Consider the following 15861-nt stretch of genomic DNA (forward strand, 5'->3'; position numbering starts at 1 on the left):
GTGGAAGAACTACAGAAAATGTCAATTCCTGGCCTCGACGCCTGGCTTCAAACGCCACCGGGGCGCTACGTCATGGCCTGGGAGCGGGCGACGATCGATGCCGCCGTCGCCGACATCTTCGGCTATAACGCCATTCAGCTGGGTTTGCCACAATGCGACTTGCTCGCCCAGAACCGCATCCCGCTCCGCCAACTGGCCGACGACTATGGCCGGGTCGATGTCCTCTGCGACTTGCGCCAACTTCCCTTTTCGGCCAACAGTATCGACTTGGTAGTGATGCCGCACGTCCTTGAGTTCCACGACGATCCGCACCAGATTCTGCGCGAAGTCGAGCGCGTCCTGATTCCCGAAGGCGAGTTGGTGATTGCCGGTTTCAATCCGCTCTCGATCTGGGGTCTGCGCCGCCGGCTGCCGAACTGCCCGCAGCACATCCCCTGGAATGGCCACTACCTGTCGGCACCGCGGCTCAAAGACTGGCTACAACTGCTTGGCCTGGAGGTCGACCAAGGCCGCTTCGGTTGCTACGCGCCACCATTCAGAAATGAACGCTGGCTCAGAAATTGGCGCTTCATCGAGACCAGCGGCAGTCGCTGGTGGCGCTTCGCTGGCGGCGTCTACGTCCTGCGCGCGGTCAAGCGGGTGCATAGCATGCGCCTGATCATGCCGCGCTGGAAAAAACAGAGTGCGCCTGGCAAGGCGCTAGCGGTACTCAGCAAGAAGGAAATCGTAATAGATGAATGATCAACGGGTCGTCACCATTCACGCCGACGGCGGCTGCCGTGGCAACCCCGGCCCCGGCGGCTGGGGAGCTGTCCTGCAGTTCGCAGACCAGGTAAAGGAACTCTGGGGCGGCGAAGCGGACACCACCAATAACCGCATGGAGCTGACGGCCGCCATCTGCGCCCTCGAAGCGCTCACCAGGCCGACCACGGTGCACCTGCATACCGACTCGCAGTACGTGCAGAAGGGGATCAGCGCCTGGATCCAGAACTGGAAGCGCAATGGCTGGCGGACCTCGGACAAGAAGCCGGTAAAGAACGCCGACCTCTGGCAACGTCTCGACGAAGCCGCCAATCGGCACCAGGTCGAGTGGTTCTGGGTCAAGGGGCACGCCGGGCACGCCGGCAATGAGCGCGCCGACACGCTGGCCAATCGTGGCATGGACGAACTGCCGCGTCGCCAGCCGACCCGCCCCGAGCCGACCAGCAGTCGTTGAGCACACGCTTCAAGGCCCAGCCGCACAGCGGCCGCCTGCAAGCCTCACCTATGGGATGCGTCAATGCGCCAGATCTTTCTCGATACTGAAACCACCGGTCTGGAGCACAAACTGGGCCATCGCATCATCGAAATTGCAGGCGTCGAAATGTCCGACCGGCGCCTCACCAAACGCCACTTCCACCGCTACCTGAACCCGGAAAGGGACATCGACGCGGGCGCCTTGTCGGTACACGGCATCAGCCGCGAGTTCCTGCTCGACAAGCCGCACTTTGCCGACGTTGCCGCCGAGTTTCTCGATTTCGTCCGCGGTGCCGAATTGGTCATCCACAACGCGGCCTTCGACGTCGGCTTTCTGAACGCCGAACTGGCGCTACTCGACATGGCGCCGGTCGACACCGTCTGCCACGCCGTCTGCGACACCCTGCGCATGGCCAAGGATCTGCACCCGGGAAAGAAGAACAACCTCAACGCCCTGTGCGACCGCTACGGCGTCGACAACTCGCGCCGTACGCTGCACGGTGCCCTGCTCGATGCCGAGATTCTTGCCGAGGTTTATCTGGCGATGACCCGCGGCCAGGAGAGCCTGATCATCGACCTCGACGACGACAACGCCAGCAGGATCGAAGCGGCACGAAAGATTCCGGCCGCGGGCCCGTGCCAGGCGCAGCGTGTCCGGCGTGCCAGCCAGGAAGAGCTTGCTGAACACCAGCGCTTGCTGGACGCCATCCACGAGGCCAGCAAAGGTAAATGCCGGTGGCTGCAAGGCGACAGCGGCGGCTGATCATTCAGCTTCGGCGCGCGCTCGACCTGCGACGGCGCTGTGCTAATTCGCACGACCGCAGCGACTCGCGCCTGCTGATCGAAAACGGCGCGCACCAGCTGATCAACACAAGGTGTGTGTTCGGCGCCACGCTGCACGGTCCTACAACAATCGCATTGTCGGCAAGTGCATTCGCTCGAGGCGCCAGCACTCTGCTGATCGCGACTATGGCATCCGGCATCCGCGTGTGGCACAGCCAGCCAAAGTCGAGGCAACGACAATGCCCCGGATTCGCGGCGTTGCGGCCAGCGATTAGCGGTAAAAGCGCTTTATCGAAAGCGGCATTGGCGACAGAGGCGTCCTGCTGCTGCGCGACGATCCGCTACGGTTAGAGTTTGTCCTGACACGCCAGGCAAGCCCTAAGCAGCCAATCAGCTATCGCTGGGGGTCTCCGGCGGACGCCTGGGCCGCCGACCATGCCGCTTGGGAGTGGCAGGACGCGCATCAACCGGCGCGTCGGAGTTGCCATCAGGTCGAGCGGCGGCCGGCCGTTGGTCTGGCCTGGGGCCACCAGGCCTCGCGCTGGGCTTACGCGCGTCCTGCCGACGACCAGGAACGGGCGCACCCTGGCGCCGGTCCGGTTGCCCGGGCGGCCGGTCTGACGGCCTGTCGGACTCACGGTTGCCAGGGGCCATGGTAATTTCAAGCTCGATAATTTCGTCCCATTGCGGATCAGTGCGATCGCGCTCCGGGATGGCAAGGAGTTCACGGAGCCGACGACGCGGATCTTGGGGGGGGGGGGACTCGTTCATGGCGACATTATGACTCACCGCGCAGGCGTCGTCCAACAAGCTTGAAGGCCAGCTTGCGGCGACCTCGTTCGAACGCGAGATAACCAGCGTTCAAGGCCGATCGCCAGCCGCCAGCAGCGTCCGGAGTGGCCCGCGAAAGCCCCCCTGGGGCCCTGCTTGCGACCTCCTGACAGAACGATCGCGAGACCGCGAAGGCCCGCCCGCTTGGAACCGACAGTCAAGGCGTCGCGCGCCGGTCGGTCGTGTGGTCGTCGCGCCCTCCGCCAAGCCTTCGCCACGACGGTGAAAAGCGCGGCGGCTGACAATCGCCTCTGACCCACGCCAGCGTTGCGAAAAAAAGGCCCGCGATAAAGCGGGCCTTCTCATTCTCCGACACCCCGGAATCACCCAAGGATCGGCAGACTCTGTGGTGCTGGTCGTCGCCGATACGAAACCAGCCGATACTCAGTGATCGGCTCGCAGACTGGCGGCAAAGGTCGTTTCCAACTGCTCGGGGAACTGGAAGCGCGCGAAGGCGCGGTGGATGTCGGCCTCGTTGGCACCGCAACTGGCGTCCTGGAAACGAATCCCCAACTGCCGGCCATTGGCCGCCAGAGTGGCAAAGGCGAAACGCCAACGCTGCGCTTCGGCCAGGCGCTCGCGTAGTTCGCGCTCGTTGCTGATCTCCACACCAGCCTGCTTCAGTGAATCAAGGAATTGGTCAAACGACTCGTTGCTCAGGCTTCCCATTTTTCTCTCCTGTCGAAGGTTCTTGTTTGCTTCCCACCCATGGAGCGCATAACGCTCGCTGGCGGCAGCGGTTGACATGAATTCGGAAGAATCCGGCAGGGATGCGCAACAATGCCTGAAGGGCCACGCATCACCAGCACCAGCGCGCCAGCACGGCCTGCGCCCAGATCGCCGCGAGCGACAGCGACCCACACGCCTTCAGCGCTCAGTAATGCGGTGGACGCTCGTCGAGCGGATTGCGCGAGTCGGTGGTCGCCGGTGTTTCCTGCAGCTGCCGGTAGAGATGGCGCAGTTGCTGCTGCAACAAGTCGATCTGCTGCTGTTGCCGATAGACCGTTAGGTTGAGTTCCTCAACCAGATCCTCGGCAAGATTGATCCTGACTTCAAGATCGTTAAGGCGACGTTCCATGACTGACTCCTCTGCCACAACTGATCCGCAAGTCGCAGACACGACTCCGACGACCAGATCAACGCTGGCGCTGATTACGGTCGACTGCTGCATTGTCCACAGCAGCCGGCCAGTGAGCGATCAACAAGGCTTACCGTGCAGTTCGCGTTCGCTACTCAGAAATCGCACTTCCCACGAGCGCGGGAAACAGCGATGACTTCCATGATTCGACGGATCTCGACAGCGATGACCGTTAGGCGCCAAACCGCCACTTTCTGGCCGGCTCGGCGACAACTTCGTGGGCCGGGGCCTGATCATCGTCGTCGTCACCCGGGGGCAATTTGGCGTCCGCCAGCAGCGGCGGCTCGACGTTCAGGGCGTTGATGATCGGCGTCAATTCGTCCACTGCGTAGGTCAGCGGCACCATCGTTTCGCCAACGCGCGTAAATACGCCCACGTGCCGAGGATTGGCGCTGAACAGGACGTGGTGGTGGTCGATGCCATCGACGTTGGACCACAGGGTATCCTCGCGGTCGATCGGCGTGTGACCGACGATAAAAGGGGTCTCCGGGTCGAGGTTGAGGCGCTTGCGGAAGTGCTTGACGTCGCGCCGGCTGTAACCTTGCGGCCGGCTGGCTTTTTGCAGGCGATTGGCGATCAACTCCGGAATCAGTTCAGGGTACTGATAGATGTTCACCAGCATCTTCCTGCTGACCTTTCTCTTCGGCGCCGCCGCATGGCAGGCGAAGAAATCGGGGGAGACGACAACGTACGACAACAGCCGGTAGAACTCGCGCATCGCCTTTTGGTAAACGGCACCGCGAATTTCGCTCAGTTCCCTGGCCCATAGCAAGCCCTGCGGAACGCCGTCCTTGGCGATGTCCTCGGAAAACGAGTCATGATTGCCGCGGACGTAGAACACCTGCTCCGGGAAACGCAGCTTGAGGCGAAAGATCAGGTCCATCATCAGCATTGAGCTTTCCATCGCCCGTAGTTGCCCGTCCACCTCGCAATGTACCGCATCGCCGAGGATCACCAGCGCAGCGCTGCCGTCCTCCAGAGCTTCGAGGAAGGCGTTCTGGGTCAACACCGTCAGCAGGTTATCAACCTGCGCGTGCATGTCGGCGAGAACGATCGGCGTCAGCGACCGCGGCAACGCCAGCAGGCCACCCGGCAATCCCCGCTCGTCGGTAGCACGATAAATCTCGCTCGCCATCATGCGATTGACCTGCTCGATCAGCGCCAGCGCGTCTTCTCTTGGCAGCAATTCGATCGGTCCACCGAAAATCTCGCGCAGCCGCCACAAGCGACCCATGCGGATAGTTTTGCCGTCTGCGAGCAGGCGCACGACCGATGACGCATCGGCATTGCGTACCTTGCGGCGATTGCGCAAACGCCGCAAGCGGTTCATGCGGACCACTCGGGCTTCTTCGGCGACTGGAGCGATCGTCGTCCCGGCGTCGCTCAGATTGCGGAAAACCAAGCCGTCGCGACCGTAGATCATGGCCAAATGATGGCCATCGACGGCTGGCGGATAATCAAAGATCGCTTGCTGTAGCAGATCGTCGGAGCCCAGGACCAACCAGCTCTTTGGGGTCAGTCGCAGAAAACCGCCGAGCTGGCGAAGATGGGTATCGGGATCGATGACTAGATAACTGTCCAGTTTGACCGCCTGGCCGTTGTGGTCCATTCGTGTCTCGCGATAAAGCCGCAGGCGTTTGTCATCCAGACCAAGGGTAATCTCGATCGGCCGACCTTCGAGGTTGACGCGCACCTTGGTGTCGCCGAGGCGATAGGCATCGCGCAACTTGAGGTAACGACCGACGCCAAAGCCCAATCTCGCAGAAATCGCTTTCAGCCGCGCCAGGACGTTCGACCAGGTGAAGCGCCGCCGCCGCCGTGCAGGGATTACCACATCACCGGCTGGATCGACAAAACGCTGCGGCAGATTCTCTATCCCCGCGCGGGTGTACACGTAAAACCCCTTCCGGTGCAGATGCTCGGCGACTTGCCGGAAGATCTCGGTCTGCGCGCTACAGATCGCCAGACTCAGCTGCGCGTCTACCGGGTGCGTGCTGCGCCGAGCACGCTCGGTACGTCGTTCGAAGACCAACTCTGCAGGAGGCAGAAGAAACTCGAAAACGTAGCGTCGATACCAGTCGACCGAAAGGAAGAACAACTGCCTGGGAGGTAAGGCGATACGGGCAAGATCGACCAGAGGTAAGGGGTCGTGGTCAAGAAACTGCGGATCGAAGACCGACAGCGCATTGGTCTGACCGACGAAAGGCAGGCCCAGATGAATCTCTCGCGGCCGCATCGAGAGCAGTTCGGATCGCCACCAATGCTTCCGACTGATATCGAGATACCCTTCCTCAGACCAGCCCCCGAGACGCCTGATCAGCGTGCTCTTGCCGGCACCGGGGGGGCCGGTCACGAGAATCTGGCGAAACCGGACGTCTTTCGGAAACTCGACTCCCTTGAAACGCTGCAAAGCCTCTACGACTTGAGTGGGCAAATCCGGCATGGTTGAAAGGTCACGGCATGGTCAGTCGGCGGAAGAACAAGCGGCGCCCCGCAAGGAGGCGCCGCCAGGACGGAGCGGTCTCGGGTTATACGAAGATCGCCTTGAGGATATAGAAGATGATAGCCGCCAGAATCGCCCCGACCGGCACGGTGATGAACCACGAGACAATGATCCCGCCAATGACCCGCAGGTCGAGCGCACCGATACCGCGCGCCAGTCCGACACCCATCACCGCACCGACCGCAATATGCGTGGTCGATACCGGCAAGCCGAGACCCGAAGCAAGGACCACGACGAACGACGCGGCGATCGTCGCGCAATAACCACGCGTCGGCGTCAGCTCGGTGATCTTGTTGCCGATGGTGGCCATTACCTTGTAGCCATAGGTCGCCAGACCGATGACGATACCGATACCGCCAACGAACAACATGAACGGCGTCACCGCCGACTTGGATGACACCTGTCCGGTCTCGATCAGCTGAATCACCGCGGCCATCGGGCCGATACCATTGGCAACGTCGTTCGAACCATGCGCGAAAGCCATGGCCGCGCCGGTGAACACCATCAGCGGGATGAACAGCTTTTCGACGCTGGCGTAGTGGAAGTCCTTGTCCGCGCGTTCGTCGGTCTTGATGCGATTCATCATCACCTTGGCGACGATCGCCAGACCGACGCCGATAACCACCGCCAGGATCTGCCCCTCGGTCGCGCCGAGATGGATCTTGATGTGCTTGAGGCCCTTGATGATGGTCACCAGCGAGACCAGCCAACCAACGAGGAACGCATAAAACGGTCCCCACTTGCGCGCCTGGCTGATCGGGTCCTCGGTGTTGAGGATCAGCTTGCGGATGCTCAAGGTCAGCAGCAGGGCAAAGAAGCCGCCAAGGACCGGCGAAACGAACCAGCTGGCGACGATCTCGCCCAGTTTGTCCCACTGCACCGCGTCCATACCGACCGCCGCGACGCCGACGCCGACGACCGCGCCTACGATCGAGTGCGTGGTGGACACCGGCCAGCCGCGCATGGTGGCGACCATCAGCCAGATCGCCGCCGCCAACAACGCGGCCAGCATGCCGAGCATCAGCAGCTCCGGTACCGGCTCGAAGACCTTGCCGTCGATGATCCCCTTCGAGATCGTCGACGCGACGCCGCCACCTGCCAGATAGGCACCGGCAAATTCCATGATGCCGGCCACGACGATGGCCTGCTTGACCGTGAGGGCCCCTGAACCGACCGAAGTACCCATGGCGTTAGCGACGTCATTGGCGCCGATTCCCCAGGTCATGTACAGACCGAAGGTATAAGCCAGAATTAAAAATATAGTTTGGTGTTGCGCAATAGTTTCCATCTTGCACCTTTAGAGGTAGTTTTTGGTGACACGTGAACGGCGGGCCCAGGATCGCGAACACTGGGCTACAGACGAGGTTTGCCGACCCTCTTGACTTGCTGCGATCAGCGGGCGATCAGCAGACGCAAGCGGTCGCCGACCTTCTCGGCGTTATCGGCCAGATTGCCGACCCACTGGATCAACTGGTACCAGAACATCACCGACACCGGCTTGATGCTGTCTTCCTGGGCAAACAGGATGCCACTGAGCGACATGCCCATCACGTCGGTATCGCTTTCCATCTGGCCCAGTTCGAGGACCATGACGTTGACCCGGTCGACGTCACGTCCACGGAAACCCGTCTCGAGCAGTTCGTCGAGTTCTTCGATGATCTTGTGCGCCTGTTCGCAGGTCTCGGCGCAGCGCGTAACGAACCTCATCAGCGGCTCGGCCATCCCTGGCGGCACTTCCATCTTGCGTTCGACGAGCAGGCCGGCGATGTCCTGCGCGGTATCGGCGATGGAGTCCTGCATCGCCAGAAGCTCCAGCAGGTCGCGTCGGTCAACGGCCAGCAACATACTTCTCGGCAGGTGATCGCGTAGATCGTTCTTGAGCGCGTCGGCTTCGCCTTCCTTGACAAAAATCTTGTCTTTCTGCGCTTCGACTTGCGCCCAGTCCTGCTCGATCACGGCACTGAACAGAGCCGGCACCTCGGCGACGCACTCGGTTACGATGCGCATGTGTTTCTGCATGGGTTTGAAAGGTGACTTGCCGAACAAGGCCGCCATCGGATTGGTGGATAACATCTTTCCTCCGCTATCGTTGATAAGAAAACTGAAAAAATGCCCTTGTGCAGCGCGAACGAAGATCCGCAAAGCAGCTCGCTCAGCGCCTTACAAAAGCTTAAAAGTCCGTTACAAATTGTAGTCTCAAATGCCTCCTAAAGGGCAACCCGAAGCATTGTTTTTTTTGCAAGTACCAGAAAACGTGAATTTTTTTCGCCACTCGGCGAAAAATTGGCGGCCTGGCGGCAGCGCTCGGAGACCATATATGCGACTTGGGAAAGACGCACCACTATGGTGCACTCGAAGTATGCGCCCGACCCGACGGGCGGCTCTGCGAGCAGCGCGACGCTTCCCAACAGAGCTTGCGTCGGTGCGTTCAGAAGGCGGACTTGCCGCGATGGGGGCGGCGTTGTTTTCTGGCAGTGCGCCGTTCTATTGACCACCGGGCCACCGCAGCGACGTTCGTCGCCTTGCCGCGGCGCTTGCCTGCGCCACCAGCACCTCGCGCTCAAACGGTCACGGGCGCGGGCGCCACAAGGCAGCAAGCGACTGCCGCCCCGCAGCTGCGATTCACGACATCAACTTGCCACCCGGTAGCTCGCTTTGCAGACTCTCCGCCAGGCGCGGCAGGTCCTGGTAGCCTTCCAGGCGAATGCCACGATTGTTTTTGAGCAACAACTGAATGTGCCGAAGCTTGCCCCAGCGCTTGAACAAACGGAGCGCGGTCACCTGCTCGAGCTCCAGCTCGGTCCATTTGCCGGCGGTCAGGAAGCGCAGCTTGCCCGGCCGCGCCGGTCTGCCACGCGCGCTTACTTTGCCCGGCACCAGCTCCAGGCAGTGATCGCCAATCAAACGCAAGTAGCGCAAGAGAAAGAACACGTTGGCCAGATTCGCCGCGCCCAGCAGCGAAGCAACCGACCACAGCAGGAAGCCCCCGTAGCGCTCGGGGTCCTGCTGGTGCTCGAAGGCGACTGTGGCAATGATCGCGCCGCTGAACAGCAGACCCCAACCGACGTTGATCCAGCGTCGGCGCTTTTCTTCCTTACCTACCACGAAACGTTCCATCATCATCCTGTCAGTTATTCATCAATCGAGAAATATCCGCTCGATTGCGCCCCGCCAACGACCCTCATCTGGCCGCAAAGCCGTTTATCCGGCCTTCGGATGCCAGCCGACAATCAGCAGCAGCGCAAAGTAGCCGGCGAGATAGGCAACCGGAATATGCCAGCCATGCCGCAGCCATTTGCCGACCGATTTGGCTTCGGGAAAGAGGCTCGCCAGCGCCACCCCCGCCGAAGATCCGAACCACAGCATCGAGCCGCCGTAACCCACGGCAAAGGCGAGAAAATCCCAGTCGTAGCCACCCTGCTTCAAGGCCAGCGCGGTAAGCGGAATATTGTCGAAAACCGATGACACGAAACCCAGGCCAAGGGTCGTCTGCCACGAAGCCAGCGGCAACTTTTCGACTGGCATCATCGATGCGCAAGCGACCAGGGAGAGCAGAAAAACACACCCCTTGAAAGCGTCCGGCAACAAACGCCATTCCGGTTTGCGAAGCGGCGCTGCGAGCAGTAAGGCCAGCCACACGGCAACGCCAAGAAATGGGAAGTGATCGGCATAGGCAGCGAAGTTCAGGTTGACTGTGACGTTGGTGGCGACGGCGGCAAGCAGCATGAAGCCGACGACGCCAAGGCGGACCCAGTCGATGTGATGCGCCGCGTGCAAGTCGCGCACGATCGGTTGGTGGCGATGTTGCTGCAGCGACGCCGGGATGGCGAACACCACCAGCGCCACGACGGCGGCGACATACGCCGGCATGACCTCGAACGGACTGATGCCGGCGATCCAGATCATCGTTGTTGTCGTGTCGCCGACCACACTACCCGCGCCACCAGCGTTCGAAGCGGCCACGATGGCCGCCAGGTAGCCGGGGTGTAGCCGGCGCCTGAAGACGCCAGCGGCGATGGTGCCGCCGATCAGCGCAGCGGCGATATTGTCCAGGAAGCCGGAGAGAGTCCAGATGATCAGCAACAGCACAAAGGGCCCGAGCCAGCTTGACGGCAGCAAGCTGGGCAGGGCATCGGGAGCACCACTATCCTCGAAATGGCGCGCCAGCAGAGCAAAACCAAGCAACAGGCAGAGCAAGTTGACCAACAGAACCCATTCGTGCCCCATGTGGGCGACAAAACCGGCGAAGCCATCACCGCTCTTGAAACCGGTGAACACGATTTTGTACACCGAGATCACTACCAGACCGCCCAGCGCCACCTTGACCACCTGATGATGGAACAGGGCAACGCCGAGCAGCGTGATTCCGAACAGCACAAAATCAACCGGGACGCCAAACACTTCCGGCCCGTCCGCCGCCTGCGCCGGCGACGCAAGAAACAGCAGAGCGGCGACCGCCAGCAGGCGGCAGCACGACGCACGGCGAACTATGGTGGATATCACAAGCCCCCCCATCCTTGAAGGCGCTATGGTAACCTTGCCGGTTATCATTGGGTGAGTCAAGCAGGCCATTTCTCGGCAATCTGGCGTCAACAATCGCCCCCGCGCCAGTCACAATCGGGTCCACACCGCTGAAGGAATTTGCCATGCACAAAGTGCTTGTCGCCGTCGATGGCTCAGCCGCCGCAAACCGTGCCGTGCGGCACATCGCCGCGCTGGCCAAACTCTATCACTCGATTGAGGCCGTGCTGCTCAACGTCCAGCCCGCAGTCGACGACTGGGAAGTGCGCCGCTTCCTGACCGGGAGTGAAGTTGCCGCGATGGAGGAAACGCGGGGCGGCGACGTCCTGCAGCAGAGTCGCGACGTACTGCAAACTGCCGGCATATCTTGCACGCCGATCGTGGAGATCGGGCCGACTGCCGAAACCATCGCCCGCGTCGCCCGCGAGCAGAATTGTGATGGCATCGTGATGGGCAGCCGCGGCCTCGGCGCGGTATCCAGCACCATCCTCGGCTCGGTAAGCAGCCGCGTCCTGCGCCTTAGCGAGCTGCCTATCACCCTGGTCAAGTAAGCGCCAGGGAAGCCTAACGGGGATCGCGCCGACGACACCAACGCGGCGCCATGCGGTCGCCGCCGACTTGCTTCGGAATGACCGGAAAAGAACGGCCTTACAGCCGCTGGAAACAGCCGGAAGTGGTCGTCACTACCGGCTGCCCCACTGGTGCAGGACCAAACCAAGAGGTCCGGGATGGCCTTTGTTCGTCAAGCAAAATTGCCAAGGCAAGCGCGCGCACAGCCAACGACCAGCTGCCGCACGGTTCAGGTCCTCGGACGCGGCTATTTTTCAGGAATTCTGGAGCAGGATCTCTTCAACTGTCTGCGCTGACTTCTTGCTGGCTCGCAGAACCTTCTCCTGCAGGGCATAGAACTGACGCATCCGCATCGCTCGCAGCGCGGCAGCCTCGTCGCCCTCAGTCGCGAACAAGCTCTTGATCGCCTTGTAAATGACGGCGACAGACTTCTCTTCGATGCGCTCTATTTCAACGCACAGGTTGACGGTCTCCTGGCTGCGCTCCCTTTCCTTCAACGAGGCGATGGCACGAGCAAGACGCGTGCAGGCGTCGACGGTCATCGAAGCGAGTTCGCGCGCCTCGGTATTCGACTCGCTGATGTTGTAGATGGTAACCGCCTGTGCGACATCCTGAACCGCGTTCATCACATTGTCGATATCGATCGTCAGTGCGTAAACCTGCTCACGGTTAAGTGGCGTGACGAAGGACTTGTGCAGCATCGTCAGCAGAGCGGCCTTGATCTGGTCCGCACTCGCCTCGTTCATGTTGATTTCCTCGATCAGCGCGGCAACGTCGTGCTTGCTGACCCCCAGACTGGTAACCAGGCGCAGCATGGCGCTGGCACCGGCCAGAACGCGCTCGCTGTGCGCCTCGAGAAGTTCAAAAAATTCAGTCCGCTTCGGTAACATAAAACCTCCCTCAATATTCGGTTGCAACTCTTGTAACCAGTGATGACTGGCTCAAAGGGACGCCCCTTCGCGGGGCGTCCATCGCTATCAACGGCTCGCCGCGGACCTACAGAAACTTCGTCCCGATATACCAGAAGATCGCCGCGATCAGTCCGGCAGCGGGAATCGTCAACACCCACGCGACCAGCAGGTTGGCAGTGATTGCCCAACGCACCGCCTTGACGTCGGTCGCCGCACCGACACCGATGATGGCGCCGGTGATGGTGTGCGTCGTCGACACCGGAATACCACCCAGAGTCGCCATCGCCAGAGTGACTGCGCCACCCATCGACGCACACGAGCCGCTGACGGCATTGAGCTTGGTGATCTTGGTTCCCATCGTTTTGACGATTCGCCAACCGCCGAGATAGGTACCCCAGGAAATCATGAAATAGCAGCCGTAGATCACCCAGGTTGGCAGCGTCCCGACGTCCTTGGTTGCCACGCCAGCGGTGATCATCAGCAGCCAGATGATGCCGATTGTCTTCTGCGCATCGTTACCGCCGTGCGCCAGGCTGTAGGCACCGGCAGCGAACAACTGCGCTCCCTTGAACCACTTGCCGGCCTGATACGGCGACTGGTTTCGGAAGACCCAGGCCACCAGTACCATTAGCAGACCGCCGATAATCACCCCCACCAGTGGCGAAATGATGATAAACGCGAGGATCTTCCCGAAACCCTCCCAGACAATCGGCGCGCCCGAGCCAGCCTTGGCCATCGTCGCGCCAACCAGACCACCGACCAGTGCGTGCGATGACGACGACGGGATGCCGTAGTACCAGGTGATGATGTTCCACGCCAAGGCGCCGATCAAGGCCCCGAAAATCACGTAATAATCGACAAAGCTCGGGTCAACCGTGCCCTTGCCGATGGTCGCCGCCACCTTGAGTTGGAAAACCCACAGGGCGGCAAAGTTGAAGAACGCGGCAAACAACACCGCTTGTTTCGGGGTCAGGGCACCGGTCGCGACGATCGTCGAGATGGAGTTCGCGCCATCGTGAAACCCGTTCATGAAGTCGAACGCAAACGCGATTGCTATCAGCAACGCGAGCGTCCAGATGCTCATATTTAGGCCTTCCATTTTGCGCTACCTCTCAGGAGTTTTCGATCAGGATCTCTTCGATCATCTTCGCCGCTTCCTGGCAAGAGTCGAGAACGGCTTCCTGAAGCGAGTAGAACTCCTTCATCTTCATCGTCTCCCAGATATTGGCGCCGTCCTGGAACAAGGCGGTAATCGCCTTGTGCTGCACTTTGTCGGCCTTGGACTCGATGTCCTCGATCTCCTTGCACAGATTCAGTGTTTCCGCGCCACGCGCCTTGTCGCCCAAAGCCATGACTGCGCGGCTGAGGCGCATGCAGGCGTCAGCACCCAAGGACGCCATTTCGCGCGCTTCAACCGTCGACTGCTTTATCCCGTACATACCGACGGCATTGGCGACGCTTTGCAGGACATTAAGCGTCGTGTCGAGGTCGGTAATCAGCGCGTGGATCTGGTCGCGGTTGATCGGCGTCGTAAACGACTGATGCAGCCGGCCGATTACCTTGGCCTTGATCTGGTCGCCCTGTTGCTCGTGCTGATTGACTTCCGCGACCAGCGCCGCCGAGTCCGAACTGCCGTCGCCAAGGCCATTGATCAGACGCAGGGTCGCATTCGCCCCAGCGACAACCTGTTCCGCGTGCGCAGCAAGCAGCTCGAAAAATTCCCTGCGCTGCGGCATTAGACTACTAAACATACCAGTTACCCCCATTAATAGTGGGCGCTCCCCAGAGCCCCCCTCAGTCAAAATTCAACGCCGAGTGATCATCGGCACTCTTTTCACGAACGCACAAAATACGGGCAATGAATGACCCTGGCCGCCCCTTCGCGGCCGGACGTCCATCACCTTAACGGCGAGGACTCCGGGGTGTTTTCATTGCCCGACTACCTGATCGTTTCGATCAGCCCAACATCCAGCCTTGTAGTGCTACTTCTTGCCTTTTTTTCGCCTCCTGTCTTTCTTGCCGCCCTTGCCTTTCGTCGCCACAGGCAACGAGCCCAACAGCTTCTGCATTTGCTCCAGCTTCTGCTCAGCGAAGGTACGCACGCCAGCGCGCAGAATATCCGACGTGCTTGCCGCCCAACCCGCGGCCCTGGACAATTCGTCGCGCAGGGCGTCAATCGCCGCCTCTTCACTCTTCAGCAACTCGACCGAGTAGCGCACGAGTTTGTCGCGCTTCTGCTTGACCACCTTCTCCAACCGCTCTACCGGCTCCACTTCGACTGCGCCAGCCGCTTTCGTTCGCCCCGGTGTGGACTTTACTGCGGCCGATGCAGCCACGGGCTCAACTGCGGCCGCCTTGGCGGCCGCCGGTCCTGGCGTTCCGGCAGGCACTTTTGCTGCCGTTGCCGGTGCTTTCGCAGCGGATCTGGTGGCCCCCCTCGCCGCGGCCTTGCGTGGCGGAGTGCTGGCAGAGGCGACAGGCGCGCTGGCAGTTTCAACAGCCGCGGGAGCTTCAATTGGCGCCGTGGTCCCGAGCGGCGCGTCGGTCGCCGCCAGACGATCGGCCAGTGAATCGTCCTCTTTCTTCAGACTGGCGCGCAGGGCCGTCTTGTTGGTGCTGGTGCGAGGGGGGGGGGGTCATCACTTTTCTCCCAGTTGTTTGAGAACTTCCGCGGTCAACCTACGAACTTCTTTCTGAGCAGATTCGGCGCCGGAACCGAGCTGAAAAACGGATGCTCCGATCACCGCACTTTGCGCGTAGGCGTTACGCTGGCAGAGCATCGCATCAAGGATTGGCAAGGTGAATTCATGCAGCAGTTCAAGGACATCAGTAGCCAGTGCGGTATTCTGTACGCGGTTGGGAAGAATGCACCCGTGCAGGCGATGGCTCTGCTCCATGCGATTGAGGATCAGTCGCTCGACGGCCAGCGTCGACCACAGATCGGTCGGGCTTGGTACCGCCGGAATCAGCGCCAGATGCGCCACCGCCAGCGCCGCCAGGGTCGACGGGTGATAGATCGACGGCGGTGTGTCGAGGACGACATAGTCGGCCTCTCGCTGCAGTTCGCCGACGTGCTTGATCAGTTCGAGGCCCGACATCTTGCGCACGTCGAGCTGCAGATCCGAGTCGAGCAGAGGCGCCGACTCGGCCCAGCGAAACGCACTCTCCTGAGGGTCCAGATCGACCAGCAGCACCGAAGCGCCCAGGGCATGGAAACCGCCAGCCAGCTGCATGGCCACCGTGGTCTTGCCGGCGCCACCCTTTTGCGAGACGACGGCGACGACCCGACCCAATGACGAAGCCATCGATCCAGCCGCGGAGGACGAGTTGTTGAGGTAGGTGTGCATAAGCGGCAATTATGCACTACA

16 protein-coding genes are annotated in these 15861 nt (G+C 61.1%); 4 read left to right on the forward strand and 12 right to left on the reverse strand.

Features of this window, described 5'->3' with window-relative positions; genetic code table 11:
• The first annotated feature begins 18 nt into the window (after positions 1–18).
• The 3 genes from QZ656_RS18575 (at position 19) to dnaQ (ending at position 1999) form a co-directional block, all read left to right on the forward strand.
• Positions 19–741: a class I SAM-dependent methyltransferase gene (locus QZ656_RS18575; RefSeq protein ID WP_291994775.1), complete on the forward strand. Its 723-nt coding sequence runs from the start codon at positions 19–21 to the stop codon at positions 739–741.
• Entirely contained in the window at positions 734–1216 is a 483-nt protein-coding gene (gene rnhA, locus QZ656_RS18580; RefSeq protein ID WP_291994776.1) for a ribonuclease HI, read from the forward strand. Before QZ656_RS18575 ends, rnhA begins: the two co-directional genes overlap by 8 nt.
• A gap of 63 nt (positions 1217–1279) precedes the next feature.
• Positions 1280–1999, forward strand: a complete 720-nt coding sequence (dnaQ, locus tag QZ656_RS18585) for a DNA polymerase III subunit epsilon (RefSeq protein ID WP_291994777.1) — start codon at positions 1280–1282, stop codon at positions 1997–1999.
• Positions 2000–3234: 1235 nt separating this feature from the next.
• On the opposite strand, the gene QZ656_RS18590 is transcribed toward dnaQ, so the two are convergent.
• From QZ656_RS18590 to QZ656_RS18620, 7 genes are all read right to left on the reverse strand, one after another.
• Positions 3235–3519: a hypothetical protein gene (locus QZ656_RS18590; RefSeq protein ID WP_291994778.1), complete on the reverse strand. Its 285-nt coding sequence runs from the start codon at positions 3517–3519 to the stop codon at positions 3235–3237.
• 205 nt (positions 3520–3724) lie between these two features.
• Positions 3725–3928, reverse strand: a complete 204-nt coding sequence (locus QZ656_RS18595) for a SlyX family protein (RefSeq protein ID WP_291994779.1) — start codon at positions 3926–3928, stop codon at positions 3725–3727.
• 232 nt (positions 3929–4160) lie between these two features.
• The gene (locus tag QZ656_RS18600; RefSeq protein ID WP_291994780.1) at positions 4161–6341 is read right to left on the reverse strand and encodes a metallophosphoesterase; all 2181 of its coding nucleotides are present in this window, start codon (positions 6339–6341) and stop codon (positions 4161–4163) included.
• A gap of 175 nt (positions 6342–6516) precedes the next feature.
• Entirely contained in the window at positions 6517–7779 is a 1263-nt protein-coding gene (locus QZ656_RS18605) for an inorganic phosphate transporter (RefSeq protein ID WP_291994781.1), read from the reverse strand.
• Positions 7780–7883: 104 nt separating this feature from the next.
• Positions 7884–8564: a TIGR00153 family protein gene (locus tag QZ656_RS18610; protein WP_291994782.1), complete on the reverse strand. Its 681-nt coding sequence runs from the start codon at positions 8562–8564 to the stop codon at positions 7884–7886.
• 549 nt (positions 8565–9113) lie between these two features.
• Positions 9114–9608, reverse strand: a complete 495-nt coding sequence (locus QZ656_RS18615; protein WP_291994783.1) for a hypothetical protein — start codon at positions 9606–9608, stop codon at positions 9114–9116.
• Positions 9609–9692: 84 nt separating this feature from the next.
• Positions 9693–10937 (reverse strand): citrate transporter, encoded by a 1245-nt coding sequence (locus tag QZ656_RS18620; RefSeq protein WP_291995253.1) that lies wholly within the window; start codon positions 10935–10937, stop codon positions 9693–9695.
• 200 nt (positions 10938–11137) lie between these two features.
• On the opposite strand from QZ656_RS18620, the gene QZ656_RS18625 reads away from it, so the two are divergent.
• A complete protein-coding gene (locus QZ656_RS18625) occupies positions 11138–11563 on the forward strand; it encodes a universal stress protein (protein WP_291994784.1) in 426 nt (141 codons plus the stop codon).
• A 273-nt stretch (positions 11564–11836) separates the two neighbouring features.
• On the opposite strand, the gene QZ656_RS18630 is transcribed toward QZ656_RS18625, so the two are convergent.
• The 5 genes from QZ656_RS18630 to parA form a co-directional block, all read right to left on the reverse strand.
• On the reverse strand, positions 11837–12472 hold the full coding sequence (locus QZ656_RS18630; protein WP_291994785.1) for a DUF47 family protein: 636 nt from the start codon (positions 12470–12472) through the stop codon (positions 11837–11839).
• A gap of 106 nt (positions 12473–12578) precedes the next feature.
• Positions 12579–13592 (reverse strand): inorganic phosphate transporter, encoded by a 1014-nt coding sequence (locus tag QZ656_RS18635; RefSeq protein WP_291994786.1) that lies wholly within the window; start codon positions 13590–13592, stop codon positions 12579–12581.
• A 13-nt stretch (positions 13593–13605) separates the two neighbouring features.
• Positions 13606–14244, reverse strand: a complete 639-nt coding sequence (locus tag QZ656_RS18640) for a DUF47 family protein (protein WP_291994787.1) — start codon at positions 14242–14244, stop codon at positions 13606–13608.
• Positions 14245–14475: 231 nt separating this feature from the next.
• Positions 14476–14883 carry a hypothetical protein gene (locus QZ656_RS18645; RefSeq protein ID WP_291994788.1) on the reverse strand — a complete coding sequence of 136 codons (408 nt, stop codon included), beginning with the start codon at positions 14881–14883 and terminating at the stop codon, positions 14476–14478.
• 249 nt (positions 14884–15132) lie between these two features.
• A complete protein-coding gene (gene parA / locus QZ656_RS18650) occupies positions 15133–15798 on the reverse strand; it encodes a ParA family partition ATPase (RefSeq protein WP_291994789.1) in 666 nt (221 codons plus the stop codon).
• Positions 15799–15861: the final 63 nt, after the last annotated feature.

Origin of the sequence: Candidatus Accumulibacter sp. ACC003 (assembly GCF_907163085.1) — a bacterium.
In the GTDB taxonomy this organism is placed as follows: domain Bacteria; phylum Pseudomonadota; class Gammaproteobacteria; order Burkholderiales; family Rhodocyclaceae; genus Accumulibacter.

Excerpts from the sequence above, each read along its gene's own strand:
- QZ656_RS18615 (WP_291994783.1), bottom strand. The coding sequence starts at position 9,608 with ATGGAACGTTTCGTGGTAGGTAAGGAAGAAAAGCGCCGACGCTGGATC.
- parA (WP_291994789.1), bottom strand. The coding sequence starts at position 15,798 with ATGGCTTCGTCATTGGGTCGGGTCGTCGCCGTCGTCTCGCAAAAGGGT.
- rnhA (WP_291994776.1), top strand. The coding sequence starts at position 734 with ATGAATGATCAACGGGTCGTCACCATTCACGCCGACGGCGGCTGCCGT.
- QZ656_RS18595 (WP_291994779.1), bottom strand. The coding sequence starts at position 3,928 with ATGGAACGTCGCCTTAACGATCTTGAAGTCAGGATCAATCTTGCCGAG.
- QZ656_RS18625 (WP_291994784.1), top strand. The coding sequence starts at position 11,138 with ATGCACAAAGTGCTTGTCGCCGTCGATGGCTCAGCCGCCGCAAACCGT.
- QZ656_RS18635 (WP_291994786.1), bottom strand. The coding sequence starts at position 13,592 with ATGGAAGGCCTAAATATGAGCATCTGGACGCTCGCGTTGCTGATAGCA.
- QZ656_RS18630 (WP_291994785.1), bottom strand. The coding sequence starts at position 12,472 with ATGTTACCGAAGCGGACTGAATTTTTTGAACTTCTCGAGGCGCACAGC.
- QZ656_RS18590 (WP_291994778.1), bottom strand. The coding sequence starts at position 3,519 with ATGGGAAGCCTGAGCAACGAGTCGTTTGACCAATTCCTTGATTCACTG.
- QZ656_RS18640 (WP_291994787.1), bottom strand. The coding sequence starts at position 14,244 with ATGTTTAGTAGTCTAATGCCGCAGCGCAGGGAATTTTTCGAGCTGCTT.
- QZ656_RS18610 (WP_291994782.1), bottom strand. The coding sequence starts at position 8,564 with ATGTTATCCACCAATCCGATGGCGGCCTTGTTCGGCAAGTCACCTTTC.
- QZ656_RS18575 (WP_291994775.1), top strand. The coding sequence starts at position 19 with ATGTCAATTCCTGGCCTCGACGCCTGGCTTCAAACGCCACCGGGGCGC.
- QZ656_RS18605 (WP_291994781.1), bottom strand. The coding sequence starts at position 7,779 with ATGGAAACTATTGCGCAACACCAAACTATATTTTTAATTCTGGCTTAT.
- dnaQ (WP_291994777.1), top strand. The coding sequence starts at position 1,280 with ATGCGCCAGATCTTTCTCGATACTGAAACCACCGGTCTGGAGCACAAA.